Origin of the sequence: Blastochloris tepida, from assembly GCF_003966715.1 — a bacterium.
GTDB lineage: Bacteria > Pseudomonadota > Alphaproteobacteria > Rhizobiales > Xanthobacteraceae > Blastochloris > Blastochloris tepida.
In genome coordinates, this window is record NZ_AP018907.1 from 171,454 (window position 1) to 186,683 (window position 15,230).

The 15,230-nt window shown below is 70.3% G+C and carries 12 protein-coding genes; 6 read left to right on the top strand and 6 right to left on the bottom strand.

The genetic code is table 11. The features are described 5' to 3' along the window. Nucleotides 1-49 precede the first annotated feature (49 nt). On the top strand, nucleotides 50-2,212 hold the full coding sequence (locus BLTE_RS00725; protein ID WP_126396671.1) for a pseudouridine synthase: 2,163 nt from the start codon (nucleotides 50-52) through the stop codon (nucleotides 2,210-2,212). 3 nt (nucleotides 2,213-2,215) lie between these two features. Then, a complete protein-coding gene (rsmD, locus tag BLTE_RS00730; protein WP_126396673.1) occupies nucleotides 2,216-2,776 on the top strand; it encodes a 16S rRNA (guanine(966)-N(2))-methyltransferase RsmD in 561 nt (186 codons plus the stop codon). 3 nt (nucleotides 2,777-2,779) lie between these two features. Here rsmD and BLTE_RS00735 read toward each other — a convergent pair whose 3' ends face one another. The 5 genes from BLTE_RS00735 to BLTE_RS00755 all read right to left on the bottom strand — a co-directional run bounded on the left by BLTE_RS00735 (nucleotide 2,780) and on the right by BLTE_RS00755 (nucleotide 7,780). Next, nucleotides 2,780-3,121 carry a type II toxin-antitoxin system PemK/MazF family toxin gene (locus tag BLTE_RS00735; RefSeq protein ID WP_197723250.1) on the bottom strand — a complete coding sequence of 114 codons (342 nt, stop codon included), beginning with the start codon at nucleotides 3,119-3,121 and terminating at the stop codon, nucleotides 2,780-2,782. Then, the gene (locus BLTE_RS00740) at nucleotides 3,118-3,372 is read right to left on the bottom strand and encodes an AbrB/MazE/SpoVT family DNA-binding domain-containing protein (RefSeq protein WP_126396675.1); all 255 of its coding nucleotides are present in this window, start codon (nucleotides 3,370-3,372) and stop codon (nucleotides 3,118-3,120) included. The genes BLTE_RS00735 and BLTE_RS00740 overlap by 4 nt, the downstream gene beginning before the upstream one ends. 54 nt (nucleotides 3,373-3,426) lie before the next feature. Further along, nucleotides 3,427-5,211, bottom strand: a complete 1,785-nt coding sequence (gene mutL / locus BLTE_RS00745) for a DNA mismatch repair endonuclease MutL (RefSeq protein WP_126396677.1) — start codon at nucleotides 5,209-5,211, stop codon at nucleotides 3,427-3,429. A 271-nt stretch (nucleotides 5,212-5,482) separates the two neighbouring features. Then, nucleotides 5,483-6,466 (bottom strand): acrylyl-CoA reductase (NADPH), encoded by a 984-nt coding sequence (gene acuI / locus BLTE_RS00750; RefSeq protein ID WP_126396679.1) that lies wholly within the window; start codon nucleotides 6,464-6,466, stop codon nucleotides 5,483-5,485. Nucleotides 6,467-6,511: 45 nt separating this feature from the next. Beyond that, nucleotides 6,512-7,780, bottom strand: coding sequence for an MFS transporter (locus tag BLTE_RS00755; RefSeq protein ID WP_126396681.1), 1,269 nt, complete (start codon nucleotides 7,778-7,780; stop codon nucleotides 6,512-6,514). Between the two features lie 721 nt (nucleotides 7,781-8,501). Between BLTE_RS00755 and nadA the strand changes: the two genes are divergently transcribed. From nadA to nadC, 3 genes are all read left to right on the top strand, one after another. Further along, entirely contained in the window at nucleotides 8,502-9,599 is a 1,098-nt protein-coding gene (gene nadA / locus BLTE_RS00760; protein ID WP_126396683.1) for a quinolinate synthase NadA, read from the top strand. A gap of 300 nt (nucleotides 9,600-9,899) precedes the next feature. After that, nucleotides 9,900-11,522 (top strand): L-aspartate oxidase, encoded by a 1,623-nt coding sequence (locus BLTE_RS00765; protein WP_126396686.1) that lies wholly within the window; start codon nucleotides 9,900-9,902, stop codon nucleotides 11,520-11,522. Between the two features lie 262 nt (nucleotides 11,523-11,784). Continuing rightward, nucleotides 11,785-12,651: a carboxylating nicotinate-nucleotide diphosphorylase gene (gene nadC / locus BLTE_RS00770; protein ID WP_126396688.1), complete on the top strand. Its 867-nt coding sequence runs from the start codon at nucleotides 11,785-11,787 to the stop codon at nucleotides 12,649-12,651. 45 nt (nucleotides 12,652-12,696) lie between these two features. On the opposite strand, the gene BLTE_RS00775 is transcribed toward nadC, so the two are convergent. After that, nucleotides 12,697-13,422 (bottom strand): class I SAM-dependent methyltransferase, encoded by a 726-nt coding sequence (locus BLTE_RS00775; RefSeq protein ID WP_126396690.1) that lies wholly within the window; start codon nucleotides 13,420-13,422, stop codon nucleotides 12,697-12,699. Between the two features lie 331 nt (nucleotides 13,423-13,753). Here BLTE_RS00775 and hemA point away from each other — a divergent pair, with 331 nt between their 5' ends. Continuing rightward, nucleotides 13,754-14,983 carry a 5-aminolevulinate synthase gene (gene hemA, locus BLTE_RS00780; protein ID WP_126396692.1) on the top strand — a complete coding sequence of 410 codons (1,230 nt, stop codon included), beginning with the start codon at nucleotides 13,754-13,756 and terminating at the stop codon, nucleotides 14,981-14,983. The last annotated feature ends 247 nt before the right edge of the window (nucleotides 14,984-15,230 follow it).

Here is a 15,230-nt window from a genome sequence, read left to right on the forward strand (position 1 = left end):
CCGCGCCGTGCTACAGGCGCCCTCCTTCTCCAGGTCGCACGGAACCGCCATGCCCCGCAAGCCGACGGACGATGGTCCGCGCCGCCCGTTTTCCTCATCTCGCGGCCCCCGCAAGGGGGCGCCCGGCCGCGCCGGCGCAAGGTTCGACGACAGGCCCGGCGACGGATTCGCCAAGAGGCCCGGCGCCAAGGCTGGCGCCAAGCCCGGCTTCAAGTCCGGAGCGAAGCCCGGCTTTCGCAAAGGGCCGGCGAAGCCCGGCGCGGGGCCGGAGCGGCCGCCGCGCGATGAGAGGCCCCGCAGCGGGTCGAAGACCCGGACCACGCTCGCCCGCCCGCCGCGCGCGGACCTGCCGGCGCCGGTGGTCAAGGAACGCGAGCGCGTCGCCAAGGTGATCGCCCGTGCCGGGCTCGGCTCGCGCCGCGAGATCGAGGAGTGGATCGAGGCCGGCCGGGTGGCGGTGAATGGCCAGGTGCTCGACAGCCCGGCCTTCACGGTCGCGGAGTCCGACCGCATCGAGGTCGATGGCGCGCCGCTGCCGGAGAAGGAGCGCACCCGCCTTTTTCTGTTCCACAAGCCGCGCGGCCTCGTCACCACCACGGACGACCCCGAGGGACGGCCGACGGTGTTCGACGTGCTGCCTGCCGGACTGCCGCGCCTCGTCAGCGTCGGCCGGCTCGACTTCAACACCGAGGGCCTGCTGCTGCTGACCAATGACGGCGGGCTGGCGCGCGTGCTGGAACTGCCGGAGACCGGCTGGCTGCGCCGCTACCGTGCGCGCGCCTTCGGCGAAGTGACGCAGGACCAGCTCGACCGGCTCGCCGAGGGCGTGGAGGTCGAGGGGTTCCAGTACGGCCCGATCGAGGCCGTGCTCGACCGCGAGCAGGGCTCGAACGTGTGGATCACGGTGGCGCTGCGCGAGGGCAAGAAGCGCGAGATCCGCACCGTGCTCGGCGCGCTCGGCGTCCACGTCAACCGGCTGATCCGCGTCTCCTACGGCCCGTTCCAGCTCGGCGAGCTGGCGGAAGGCGCGATCGAGGAGATCAAGACGCGGGTGCTGCGCGACCAGATCGGCGAGCAGCTCGCGGCGCTGGCCGGCGCCGATTTCGACGCGCCGCTGCGCGACTATGACGAGGTCAAGCCTGCCCGCAGGGAACCGGCTCGCAAGGAGCCCGTCCGGACCGAGCGTCCCGCACGCCCAGAGCGGCCCGAACGGCCGGCGCGCGACCGCTTCGAGGACCGCCCCGAATGTGGTGAACGGCGCGGGCGCCCCGAGCGGAGCGATCGGCCGCTGCGCGAGCCGTCCAATCGCCGCAAGCCCAGCATCTGGCGCGCCGCGCCGGAGGGCGAGGAGGTGCCGAAGCGGCGGCTGCCGCGGCGCGAACGCGCCGCCATTCCGCCGGCCTCCGAGGACACGCGGCCGAAGCGCCGCGGCAAGACCGAGGACCGCAAGGGCCGTTCGATCCTGGTCGAGCGGGTCGGCTCGCCGGCACCGCCGCCCGAGGCGTCGGCAATGTCCGCCGAGCGCGCGCGCCCGTTCATCCGGCACGGTGACAACCCGCCGGGAGATCGTCCGTTCAAGCCGCGGGGCGACAAGCCTTTCCGCGATCGCGGCGAGGGCGGCGAGCGTCCGTTCCGTGCCCGCAGCGAGCGGCCCGAGGGCGACCGGCCGTTCAAGCCGCGTGGCGACCGGCCGTTCCGCGATCGGGGCGAGGGCGGTGAGCGTCCGTTCCGTGCCCGCAGCGAGCGGCCCGAGGGCGACCGTCCGTTCAAGCCGCGTGGCGACCGGCCGTTCCGCGAACGGGGCGAGGGTGGCGAGCGTCCGTTCCGTACCCGCAGCGAGCGGCCCGAGGGGGATCGTCCGTTCAAGCCGCGCGGCGACCGGCCGTTCCGCGACCGGGGCGAGGGCGGCGAGCGTCCGTTCCGCGCCCGCAGCGAGCGTCCCGAGGGCGATCGTCCGTTCAAGCCACGGGGTGACCGGCCGTTCCGGGATCGGGGCGAAGGCGGCGAGCGTCCGTTCCGTGCCCGCGGCGATCGTCCCGAGGGCGACCGCCCGTTCAAGCCGCGTGGCGACCGTCCGGGCGGCAAGTTCGGTGGCAACAAGTTCGGCGGCAAGCCGGGGGGAGCGCGACCGGGCCGCCCCGGCGGCAAACCTGGCTTCGGCAAGCCCGGCTTCGACAAGCCGCGCGGTCCGCGCAAGCCGCGGCCGGAGTAGGCAATGCGCATCGTCGGAGGGCGGTTCAAGGGCCGCGCGCTGGCGAGCCCGAAATCGCACGACATCCGGCCGACCGCCGACCGGCTGCGCGAGAGCCTGTTCAACGTCCTGGCCCACGCCTATGGCGACGTGTGCGAGGGGGCGCGGGTGCTGGACCTCTTCGCCGGCACCGGGGCGCTGGGGCTGGAGGCGCTGTCGCGCGGGGCGCGCTTTGCCGCCTTCGTCGATGACGGCGCCGAGGCGCGCGGGCTGATCCGCGCCAATATCGATGCGTTGGGGCTCGCCGGCATGACGCGGGTGCTGCGCCGCGACGCCACGAAGCTCGGCCCCGCTGCGCCGTTCGAGCCGTTCACGCTGGTGTTCTGCGATCCGCCCTACCGCCGGGGCCTTGCCGAAGTCGCTCTCGCTGGCGCCCGCGACGGCGGCTGGCTCGCGCCCGAGGCGCTGGTGGTGGTGGAGGAGGCGGCCGAGGCCGGCTTCACCGCGCCCGAGGGCTTCGCCGAACTGGAGCGCCGAAGCTATGGCGAGAGCGAGGTGACGGTGCTGCAGCACACGGGCGCTTGAGCTCTACGCTTGGAACATCGTGACAAGCGTCTCCAGCATCTCACCGGCAACTGCCGGATCGAGCGTTCCCAACCGGCGCCGCAGCCGCTGCTTGTCGACCGAGCGGATATGATCGAGCGCAATATCGCCGGTCCTGCCGCCGAACTCGACCACGACCCGGCTCGGCCAGCGTTTGTGCGTGCTGGTCAAGGGCGCCACGATCACGGTGGCGAGGACGGCGTTCATCTGGTCCGGCGAAATCACCACGCAAGGCCGAACCTTGCTGATCTCCGATCCGATTGTCGGATCGAGTGCGACCTGCCAGACCTCGAACCGTTTCGGCTCGGGTCGCACCTGTTCGCTCACCACGTCCAGTCCTTGTCGTCGAACTCGGTCAGGCTGCCGGCCCCGGCCCAGGGATTTTCGTCGTCGGGCCGCGGCGGGTCGGCCCGGAACGCCTCCTCCCAGCCGGCGCGGGGGTGGGTGACCGGGCTCAGCACCAATTCGCCGCCGCGTACGGTCATCTCGACCGCGTCGGTGAAGCCGAGCTGGTCGCGGATCGCCTTGGGGATCCGTACGCCCTTGGAATTGCCGATCCTGACGAGACTGGTCCGCATCACATCCTCCGGACTTACAATGTAGGTCCTCGTCCGTGGCCGAACAAGCGCAGGTTATCGCCGCCCGAACAGCCGCTCGATGTCGGCCAGCGACAGCGTGACATAGGTCGGCCGGCCGTGATTGCACTGGCCGGCGTTCGGGGTGGTCTCCATCTCGCGCAGCAGCGCGTTCATCTCCTCCGGCTTGAGGCGGCGGCCGGCGCGCACCGAGCCATGGCAGGCCATGGTGGCGGCGACGTGCAGGAGGCGCCGCTCCAGCGGCAGCGCGTCGTCCCATTCGGCGAGGTGGTCGGCGAGGTCGCGCACCATCTTCACCACGTCGGCTTCGCCGAGCAGCGCCGGCACCTCGCGCACCATCACCGCGCCGGGGCCGAAACCCTCCAGCACCAGCCCGAAGCCGGCCAGCACTTCGGCCCGCGCCGCGAGCCTTGCCGCGTCGTCGGGGTCCATCTCGATCACCGCCGGCACCAGCAGCATCTGGCGGGCGATGCCGCCATTGGCGAGCTGTCGCTTCATGCGCTCATAGACGAGGCGCTCATGGGCGGCGTGCTGGTCGACGATGACGAGGCCACCCTCGGTCTCGGCGATGATGTAGGTGGTGTGAAGCTGGGCGCGGGCGGCGCCGAGCGGGTGGCCCGCCGGCTCGTTGGCTGGTGCGGCTTGGCCGGCGCGGGCATCGGCCGAGGGCGCAAGGTCCGCGAACGCCGCCTGCCGCGGTTCGCACAGTCCGGGAGGTGCGGCCGGCGAGGTCTCCGGCCGCCAGCCGGCGATGCCGGCGGGACGCGGCGGGCTCATTGGCCTCAGCGTCTGGAACGGCCGGGCGGGGGCGGCAGCCGAGCGGTGGCTTTCGCCGTGCAGTGCGGCGCGCAGGCCCGAGACCAAGAGCCCGCGCACCAGCCCGGCGTCGCGGAAGCGCACCTCGGTCTTGGCGGGGTGGACGTTGACGTCGACCTCGCGCGGGTCGAGTTCCAGCCACAGCGCGGCGGCGGCGAAGCGGCCGGCCGGCACGAGGTCGGCATAGGCCGCGCGCAGCGCGCCGAGCAGCAGCTTGTCCTTCACCGGCCGGCCATTGACGAACAGATATTGCGACAGCGCATTGCCGCGGGCCACCGCCGGCAGGCCGGCGACGCCGGCAAGCCTCACGCCCTCCTTCTCGGCCGACACCGGCACGGCGTTGGCGCGGAACTCGGGGCCCAAGATGTCGCCGACGCGGGCGAGGCGGGCGGCGATGTCGTGGCCGCGCGCGGCATAGGTGACGGGGTCGCGCTCTTCGGTGACCAGCGTGAAGCCGATGTCCGGCCGGCTCATGGCCAGCCGCTTGACGACGTCGGCGGCTGCCGAACTCTCGGCGCGCTCGCTCTTGAGGAACTTCAGCCGCGCCGGCGTGGCGAAGAACAGGTCGCGCACCTCGACGCGGGTGCCGGCGGTGAGCGCTGCCGGCCTGAGGGCGGATTTCCGTCCGGCCACCACCTCGATCTGATGGGCCTCGCCGCCCTGGGTGCGCGAGGCGATCAAGAGTTTCGCCACCGCGCCGATCGAGGGCAGCGCCTCGCCGCGAAAGCCGAGCGTGGCGATGGCGAGCAGGTCGGATTCGGCGGTGAGCTTGGAGGTGGCATGGCGCTCGACCGCGAGTTCGAGGTCGGAGGGCGCCATGCCGATGCCGTCATCGGCAACCCGGATGAGGCGGCGCCCGCCGCCATCCACCACCACCTCGATGCGGCTTGAGCCGGCATCGAGCGCATTCTCGACCAGTTCCTTGACCACGGAGGCCGGCCGCTCGACCACCTCGCCAGCGGCGATGCGGTCGATCACGACGGGAGGCAGCAGGCGGACCGGCATCGGGGTTCGGGGCTCAGGGAGGAGGGGCAGCTCGTCTGGGTGGCTCGCCCGGGCAGGGCGGAATAGCGTCAGCGTAATCCGCCAAAATCTTCTGCCAAGATCAGTCCGGAATCGAGATGGGCGCAACACGCTGACCCTATTGCGCACGCCGCGCTCGTCATCCCGGCCAAGCGGCGAAGCCGCGCGCGCCGGGATCGTCCGCAGGAAAAGGCACCCTTTCCGGAGAACGGTCCCGGCTCGGCGCTTCGCGCCGTCCAGGAATACCAGCGCGTCACCCGATCTCGACCACCAGCCGGCCGCGGACGTGCCCGGCGAGGATGTCGCGGCCGGCTGCCTCGACATCCTTGAGCCCGATGGTGCGGGTCATGGCCGCGAGCTTGGCGCGGTCGAGGTCGGCGGCGAGCCGCGCCCACCCCTCGCGGCGGCGCGGGCCGGGGCACATCACCGAATCGATGCCGAGCAGCGACACGCCGCGCAGGATGAACGGCGCCACCGAGGTGGGGAGGTCCATGCCGGCGGCGAGCCCGCAGGCTGCCACCGAACCGCCATAGCGGATCATCGACAGCATGTTGGCGAGCGGGGTGGAGCCGACGGTATCGATGCCGGCGGCCCAGCGCTCCTTGGCGAGCGGGCGGGGGGCGCCGGCGAGCTCCGCGCGGTCGATCACCTCGGCGGCGCCGAGCTCCTTGAGGTAGTCCGCCTCATTGAGGCGCCCAGTCGAGGCGACGACATGCCAGCCGAGCTTGGCGAGCAGCGCGATCGCCACCGAGCCGACGCCGCCGGCCGCCCCCGTCACGATCACCGGGCCGCGGTCGGGCGACAGCCGCTGGCGCTCCAGCGCCATCACGCTCAGCATGGCGGTGAAGCCGGCGGTGCCGATGGCCATAGCCTCGGCCGCGCTCAGGCTCTCGGGCAGCGGCACCAGCCAGTCGCCCTTGACGCGGGCCTTCTCGGCAAAGCCGCCGAGATGCGTCTCGCCGACGCCCCAGCCATTCAGAATCACCGCATTGCCAGGCTTCCAGTCCGGGTGCGAGGAGGCCTCGACCTCGCCGGCGAAGTCGATGCCGGGGATCATCGGCCAGCGCCGCACCACCGGCGCCTTGCCGGTCAGCGCCAGCCCGTCCTTGTAGTTCACCGTCGAGTGGGTGATGCGCACCGTCACGTCGCCATCCATCAGCTCGGCCTCGTCGAAATCGACGAGGCCGACCGTCTGGCCGCCATCGGTCTTGTCCACCCGGATTGCCTTGAAGGTCATCGTCACCTCCCCTTGCCGCCGGGTCTCTGCCCGCCGGTCTTCTTGTCACGCCGAAACCGGCGCCGCCCGCACCACGGCGCGTTCCTGGATCGGCAGGTGAACCAGCGCCGCGAACAGGCCGAGCGCGACGCCGAGCCACCACACCACGTCATAGCTGCCGGTGGAATCATAGAGGAGCCCCGCCAGCCATACGCCGAGGAACCCGCCGATCTGGTGTGACAGGAACACCACGCCGAAAAGCATCGCCATCCAGCGCGGGCCGAACATCACCAGCACCAGGCCGGAGGTTGGCGGCACGGTCGACAGCCACAGAAGGCCGATGCCGGCGCCGAAGGCGAGCGCGGTCAAAGGCGTCAGCGGCAGCAGCACGAAGCCGACGATCAGGGCAGCGCGAGCCGCATAGATCGCCGACAGGAGGTAGGGCTTCGACACCTTGCCACTCCAATAGCCGGCGAGCAGCGAGCCGGCGAGGTTGAACAGGCCGATCAGCGCCATCACCCAGCCGCCGACGGCGTTCGAGATGCCGTGGTCCACCAGATATTTCGGCAGATGGATGGTGATGAAGGCGAGGTGGAAGCCGCACACGAAGAAGCCGGCCACGAGAAGATTGTAGGAGCGGTGGCCGAACGCCTCGGCGAGCGCCGCCTTCAGCGTCTGGGTCTCGGCGGCCGATGGGTCGCCGGCCGGTTCTTCGGCGCGCGGCGTCATCAGCACCACCGACAGCGGCAGCACCATCACCATGGCGGCGCCGAACAGCGTCAGCGTCGCCTCCCAGCCGATGGTGCCCTTCAGGAACACCGTGAGCGGGGCGAACAGGAACTGGCCGAACGAGCCCGCCGCCGAGCCGGCGCCCAGCGCCATCGGCCGCCAGGACAGCGGCAAGAGCTTGCCGAAGGCCGCCAGCACCAGATTGAACGAGCAGCCGGCGAGGCCGAAGCCGATCAGCACGCCCGCCGACATATGAAGCGAGAACGGGTCGGCGGCGTGGGCCATCCAGACGAGGCCCAGCGCGTAGAGCACCGCGCCGGCCATCAGCACGCGGGTGACGCCGAAACGGTCGGCCAGCGCCCCGGCGAAGGGCTGGCCGATGCCCCACAGGATGTTCTGGATGGCGGCCGACAGCGAAAACACCGCCAGCGCCCAGCCGCGGTCGACCGACATCTCGTTGGTGAAGAAGCCCATGGCCGAGCGCGGGCCGAACGAGATCATGGCGATCAGGCAGCCGGCGAGCACGATCACGCCCGGCGTGCGCCAGCCCGGCCGCGACGCGGAGACGGTGGCCGGGCGCGCGGCGGGGGCGGGCGTCGCGGTCATCAGAAAGGCTCCGGAGAATGGTCGCAGAAACAACCATGACCGCCCGGCGGACGCAATGCATGGGCCCGACACGACGGCGTGACGCAACTGCATGGCTGGCGGTCGCAGAATGATGCGGTTTCCGGCGGGGCGGCCGTAGGGGCATCGCCGGGGCGCGCCTCACCCTCCCGCTCGGGCCATATTGTGACCCTGAGGACACACCCCGCGGAAAATCGCGGATGGACATGCGGTTACGGAAGGGCTGGGTCTGGCCGCCGGCCGGCGGCGGCTCGGGGGCGGGCTCTCAATAAGGCAGGCGAGTCAGTATTTTGCCGGCAACACGGACTTGGCCGTGGCAGGCGGCGGTGGCGCGCCGGGCATTTGTCGACGCCTTCGAGCGGACCAAACATCGCACTTCTCATTTTTGTGACGATGGGGTATAAGGGATGTGCTCTAAATGAGAATAAGTGCTCGGTTCGACGTGCCGGCGAACCAGCCATCCGCGCCCGGACTTTCGACCGATGGGGCGCGACGGAAGACGAACTTGCGGCTGCGATGACCGTTCGACTGCGATAACCGTGCGACCGGCACGACCTTCGCGACAAGATCGGGCTTGCGCGAGCGACAGGCGCTTGCGCGACCTATGACATTCCGCACGAGACGCTGGCGGGTCCGGCTTGCGCCGGGTATTTCGCAACCCATATATGCTCAAATTGAGCATATATGACAGGAGGGACTGCCGATGGCCGCTCTTCATTCCGTTGCTGCACTGCGGGCGGTGCCGACCGCACTGGAAGCGCTGCCGGCCACCGGGCAAGGCCTGCGCTTTCCGCCGGTCCAGGTGCCGGACCTGACCTATACGCCCGAGGTGGCGCGCGAGACGGCGCATCTCTACGACAAGGTCGCGCGGGTCATTCCGCCGGTCGAATGGCCGTTCTTCGCGCCCTATGTGCGGGCGATCAATGAGGTGAAGCGGCAGCGCAACGCCGTCATCCTGGCGCACAACTATCAGACGCCGGAAATCTACAACTGCGTTGCCGACGTGGTTGGGGATTCGCTGCAGCTTGCCCGCGAGGCAGCGCGCGCCGATGCCGAGGTCATCGTGCAGGGCGGCGTGCATTTCATGGCCGAGACTTCGAAGATCCTCAGCCCCGACAAGACGGTGCTGATCCCGGACAGCCGTGCCGGCTGCTCGCTCGCGTCCTCGATCACGGGAGCCGACGTACGGGCGCTGCGCGCCAGCTATCCGGGCGTGCCGATCGTCGCTTATGTCAACACCTCGGCCGAGGTGAAGGCGGAGGTCGACATCTGCTGCACCTCATCCAACGCCATCCATGTGGTCGAGAGCCTCGGCGTGCCGCGGGTGATCATGGTGCCGGACCAGTTTCTGGCCAAGTTCGTCGCCGCGCGCACCAAGGTCGAGATCATCGCTTGGCACGGCGCCTGCGAGGTGCACGAGCGTTTCACGGCCGACGAGATGCGCCGCTTCAAGCTCGACGATCCGTCTGTGCGCATCGTCGCCCATCCGGAGTGCCCGCCGGAGGTGATCGCCGAGAGCGATTTCGCCGGCTCGACCGCGGCGATGATCGACTGGGTGAAGAAGAACCGGCCCGGCCGGGTGGTGCTGGTCACCGAGTGCTCGATGGCCGACAATGTGATGGCGGAGACGCCGGACGTCGAGTTCGTGCGCCCGTGCAATCTCTGCCCGCACATGAAGCGCATCACGCTGCCGAAGATCCTCGACAGCCTCGTCAACATGACCGAGGAGGTCGTGATCGACCCCGACGTCGCGGCGCGCGCCCGGCGCTCGGTCGAGCGGATGATCGCGCTGAAGGCTTGATGCGAAGCGCCGGCTCACGGGCCGGCGTTTCGACGCGTGCGTTTCCGGGCGATGTCATTGAACCCGGAAACCGGATGACACGGCCTCCGCGAGACCGCTTTGCGATCGCGGTTGCCGGCGAGGCTCGTTGCGGGGCATCGGCTCCGCCGGCCTCCTGGGGATGCGCCAGGGTCTGGAGACGCGCCGACGTCGTGCGATGCGTCCGGACCCTGGGACGTCCCGGGGCGCGTTCCGCGCCGACTGCTGAACCGGGCCGCTCTTCCAGCTGTGGGAGAGGCGTCCGGGAGAGGATCAAGTCTGATGTCTGATGAAGCCAAGACCGCCCCGACGCTCGCGCCAGCCTCGTGGGGCGGCATCGACGATGTCGTCATCGTCGGCGGCGGGCTGGCCGGTCTGTTCTGCGCGCTGAAGCTGGCGCCGCGGCCGGTCACCATCGTCACCGCCGCGCCGATGGGCGAGGGTGCCTCGTCGGTCTGGGCGCAGGGCGGCATCGCCGCCGCGCTCGGCGAGGGCGACACGCCCGAGGCCCACGTGGCCGACACCATCGCCGCCGGGGCGGGCATCGTCGATGTCCGCATGGCCGAGCTGATGGCGCGCGAGGCCGACGAACGCATCCGCGATCTGCTGCGCTACGGCGTGCCGTTCGACCGCGACCTCGAAGGCCGGCTTGCGCTGTCACGCGAAGCGGCGCATTCGGCGCGGCGCATCGTGCGGGTGCGCGGCGACCGCGCGGGCGCCGCCATCATGGCGGCGCTGGTGTCGGCGGTGCGCGCCACGCCGTCGATCCGCATTCTGGAGAACTATGTCGCCGAGGATCTGGCGCACGAGGGCCGCTTCGTCGCCGGTCTCGTCGCGCGCCCGGCCAAGGGCCGCGCCGCGGTGCCGGTGATCCTGCCGGCCCGCGCGGTGGTGCTGGCCTCGGGCGGCATCGGCCACCTCTATGCCGTCACCACCAATCCGGTGCAGGCGTGCGGCGGCGGCCTCGCCATGGCGGCGCAGGCCGGCGCGGTGATCGCCGATCCTGAATTCGTGCAGTTCCACCCGACCGCGATCGCGGTGGGGCTCGATCCCGCTCCGCTCGCCACCGAGGCGCTGCGCGGCGAGGGCGCGGTGCTGATCGACCGCGACGGCAACCGCTTCATGGAAAGCCTGCACCCGGCGGCGGAGCTGGCGCCGCGCGACGTGGTGGCGCGCGGCGTGTTCGCCTCGATCGCCGCCGGCAAGGGGGCGTTCCTCGATGCCCGCAAGGCGGTGGGCGCAGCGTTCCCCGACAAGTTCCCCACCGTGTTTGAGGCCTGCCGCGAGGCGGGGCTCGACCCGGTTACCCAGCCGATCCCGATCGCGCCGGCGGCGCACTACCACATGGGCGGCATCCTCACCGACGCCAACGGCCGTACCTCGCTCGACGGGCTGTGGGCGGCGGGCGAGGTGGCCTCCACCGGCGCCCACGGCGCCAACCGGCTGGCGTCGAACTCGCTCCTGGAGGCCGTGGTGTTCTCCGCCCGCATCGCCGAGGACATCCAGGGCCTGTTGCCGGTGTCGAACCAGCTGCCGCTCAGGGTGGCCAATGGCCAGCTCGCGCTTGCCGGCCCCTCCGGCCAGGAGGCCGAGCAGATCACCCGGCTGCGCGGGACGATGAGCGCCGATGTCGGCGTGGTGCGCGCGCATGCCGGGCTCGAACACGCGCTCGTGGTGGCGCGCGACCTTCTGGGGCAGGCGCGCACGGCGCGGCTGAAGGCGATGGCCACATGCGCCCTGCTGATCGCATCGGCGGCGCTGCGCCGCACCGAAAGCCGCGGCGCCCACTGCCGCTCCGACTGTCCGCAGACCGAGCCCGCCTGGGCGCACCGCACCTTCACCAGTCTGGACGAGGCGAAGACGCTGGCCGATGCCATCGCCGCCAAGGCGGGCGTGGCGGCGTGATGATCCGGGGCTGCAACCTGTCGTCCCCGGCGAGCATGGCGAAGCCATGCGAGGGAAGGGGACCCAGGACCTGCACCGTGGACCTGCACTGTTGCCCAGACTTTGGGTTTGGGGTGCCACGGAGTTTCCTTCGGACGCACCGCCCTTCGTATCCAGCGTATCCAGCCGCCTACGCGTGGTCCCTGGGTCCCCTTCCCGCGCGCGATGCTGGCGCGTCGCCCGCGCCGGGGACGACCGCGTGGCCTTTGATTTGGATTCATTCATGACACCGCTTGCGCCCAATGCCTTCCTGTCGCCGCTGATCGTCGAGGACGCGGTGCGCCGCGCGCTCGACGAGGATCTCGGCCGGGCCGGCGACATCACCTCGATTGCGACGATTCCCGCGGGTGCAGCGGCGCGCGCGGTGTTCGTGGCGAGGAAGCCCGGCGTCGTGGCCGGCTTGCCGCTGGCCGATGCCGCGTTCCGGCTGATCGATCCCGCCGTGCGCTTCACCGCTCACGTCGCGGACGGCAGGCGTATCGCACCCGGCGACGTGCTGGCGACCGTCGAGGGGCCGGCGCGGGCGGTGCTGTCGGGCGAGCGGGTGGCACTCAATTTCCTCGGCCACCTGTCGGGCATTGCCACCGCCACCGCCGCCTATGCCGACCGCATCAAACACACCAAGGCCAGGATCACCTGCACTCGCAAGACCACGCCGGGCTTAAGGGCGCTGGAGAAGTACGCTGTGAAATGCGGCGGCGGCTCCAACCACCGCTACGGCCTTGATGATGCGGTGCTGATCAAGGACAACCACATCGCGGTGGCCGGCGGTGTTGCCGCTGTGCTGGGGCGCGCTCGCGCCGCGGTCGGCCATCTCGTGCGCATCGAGATCGAGGTCGATACGCTCGACCAGCTTGCCGAGGTGCTCGCAGCCGGCGGCGCCGACGTGGTGCTGCTCGACAACATGCCGCCCGCCGTGCTGCGGCAGGCGGTGGAGCTTGTGGCCGGGAAGCTGGTGACCGAGGCCTCCGGCGGCATCAATCTCGACACGGTCGCCGCGGTCGCCGAGACCGGGGTCGACTACATCTCGTCGGGCGCGCTCACCCATTCGGTGACCACGCTCGACATCGGCCTCGACATCGAGATGTGAGGTCATTCGGTTTCCGGCCTGCAGGGTCGGAGAACCGTAGTCCGATCAACCTCCCGGCTTCGTCGCGATGTGGATGGCGGCGATGCCGAAGGACAGGTCGATCCAGCGCACGCCCTCCAACCCCGCCTCGCCGATCAGGCCGGCGAACGCCTGCTGGTCGGGGAAGCGGCGGATGGATTCGATGAGGTAGCGGTAGGCGCTGGGACTGCCAGCGACGCCCGCGCCGAGAACCGGGATCACGGTCGAGGACCATGCCCGATAGAAGGGGTGGATCACCGGGTGGGCGCGCGAGAATTCCAGGCACAGGAAGCGTCCGCCTGGCTTCAGCACCCGGCAGATCTCGGTCAGCGCCCGTCCCAGATGGGTGACGTTTCGGATGCCGAACGAGACGGTGAGGCAGTCGATCGAGTTGTCGGCGAACGGCAGGTGCTCGCCCTCGCCGCCGACGAACAGGACCCGGTCATCGGGCCGGCGGCCGGCCAGCATCATCGCGGTGGACGGGTCGACCACCAGCACCGCGGCGCCGCTCTGGGCCATCAGACGTGCGACGTCGCCGGTGCCACCGGCAAGGTCGACCACCGTCTCGCCGGGCTTCGCCGCGGCCAGCGCCGCGAACCGGCGCTTCCACAGCCGGTGGATGCCGAAGCTCATCAGGTCGTTCATCAGGTCGTAGCGCGGGGCGACCTCGACGAACACGCGGCGGATCAGTGCGCGGCGTTCCTGCGGCGAGACGGTCGTGGTGCCGAAGCTTTCGGACAGCGGGTCGGTCATGGCGTGCGCATCCTCTCTGCCGGGCGGCCGGTGGGTCCTGCAAGGTGGATTCTGCATGCGGGATTCCCGCGCGGATTGCCACCGTCAAGCCGTCGGATCCGGCCTTCGCCGCCCGGGCCGGCAAGCGCACTGAAATACCACTGTCAGGGCAGATTGACGCAGCCCCTTTCCATCCTGCTGCATCTGCCTGAAAAATAGGCCTGCGCGGCGCGCGATCGGCGGTCTTTGTCACTTGGTGTTGACACAGATCAAGGCCGTTGCGCGCGACCGGAGTCCATGCTGATTAAAGCATGCACTGGACCGGCCCCAAGAGGGCTCCGAGGAGCGTAGCATGGATTACCAAGATTTTTTCCGCGGTGCCGTCGATAGTCTGAAGGCCGAACGCCGCTATCGCGTTTTCGCCGAACTGGAGCGGCGCGCCGGGGAATTCCCTCACGCCACGTGGCACTCGCCCGAGGGGCCGCGCGACGTGGTGATCTGGTGCTCCAACGATTATCTCGGCATGGGCCAGCACCCGGCGGTGGTCGCGGCGATGACTGAGACAGCATCCCGCATGGGAACCGGCGCCGGCGGCACCCGCAACATCTCTGGCACCAACCATCCGCTGGTGATGCTGGAGGCCGAACTTGCCGATCTGCACGGCAAGGAAGCGGGCCTCGTCTTCACCTCCGGCTACGTCTCCAATCAGACCGGCATCTCCACCATCGCCAAGCTGATGCCGGACTGCCTGATCCTGTCGGACTCGCTCAACCACAACTCGATGATTGAGGGCGTCAAGCAGGCCGGCTGCGAGAAGAAGGTGTTCCGCCACAACGACATGGAACACCTCGAAGACCTGCTGAAGGCTGCCGGCAAGGACCGCCCGAAGCTGATCGTGTTCGAGAGCGTCTATTCGATGGACGGCGACATCGGCAAGATCCGCGAAATCTGCGATCTCGCCGAGAAATACTGGGCGATGACCTATATCGACGAGGTGCATGCCGTCGGCATGTACGGACCGCGCGGTGCCGGCATTGCCGAGCGTGATGGCCAGATGCACCGCATCGACGTGGTCGAGGGTACGCTGGCCAAGGCGTTCGGCTGCCTCGGCGGCTACATCACCTCCACTGCGGCCGTCGTCGACGCCGTCCGCTCGCACGCGGCGGGCTTCATCTTCACCACCGCGCTGCCGCCGGCGATCTGCGCCGCCGCCACCGCCTCGATCCGCCACCTCAAGGCCTCGGGCGCCGAGCGCCAGGGCCAGCAGGCTCAGGCGGCGCGTACCAAGGCGGTGCTGTCGGCTGCCGGCCTGCCGGTGATGCCGACCGACACCCACATCGTGCCGGTGATGGTACGCGACGCCGAGAAGTGCAAGGCGGCCACCGACATGCTGCTTGCCGAGCACGGCATCTACATCCAGCCGATCAATTACCCGACCGTGCCGGTCGGCACCGAGCGGCTGCGCATCACTCCCTCGCCGTTCCACCATGACGGGCTGGTCGACGAGCTCGCCACGGCGCTGGTGGCGGTGTGGAAGAAGCTCGGCCTGCCGCTCAACCGTCAGGCGATCGCCGCCGAGTGAGGCGGGCCCCGGGCCGGCTCAGACGGAGAACGTTTGAGCGCGCCGGCGTCCGGCGCCGATAGACTGCAATCAAGCCGCCGGCCTCACGGTCCGGCGGCTTTTGCGTCTCTGGCGGCTCTTGCGTCCGGGCGCGGCGCTCGCGTCTGCGTCTCTCGCGTCTGTGGTTACGGCGCTATACGGTTTCCGGTTGATCCCTTCGGAATACCGGAAACAGTCTCGCCGAAAATCCCGTGTCCGATAACGGGAT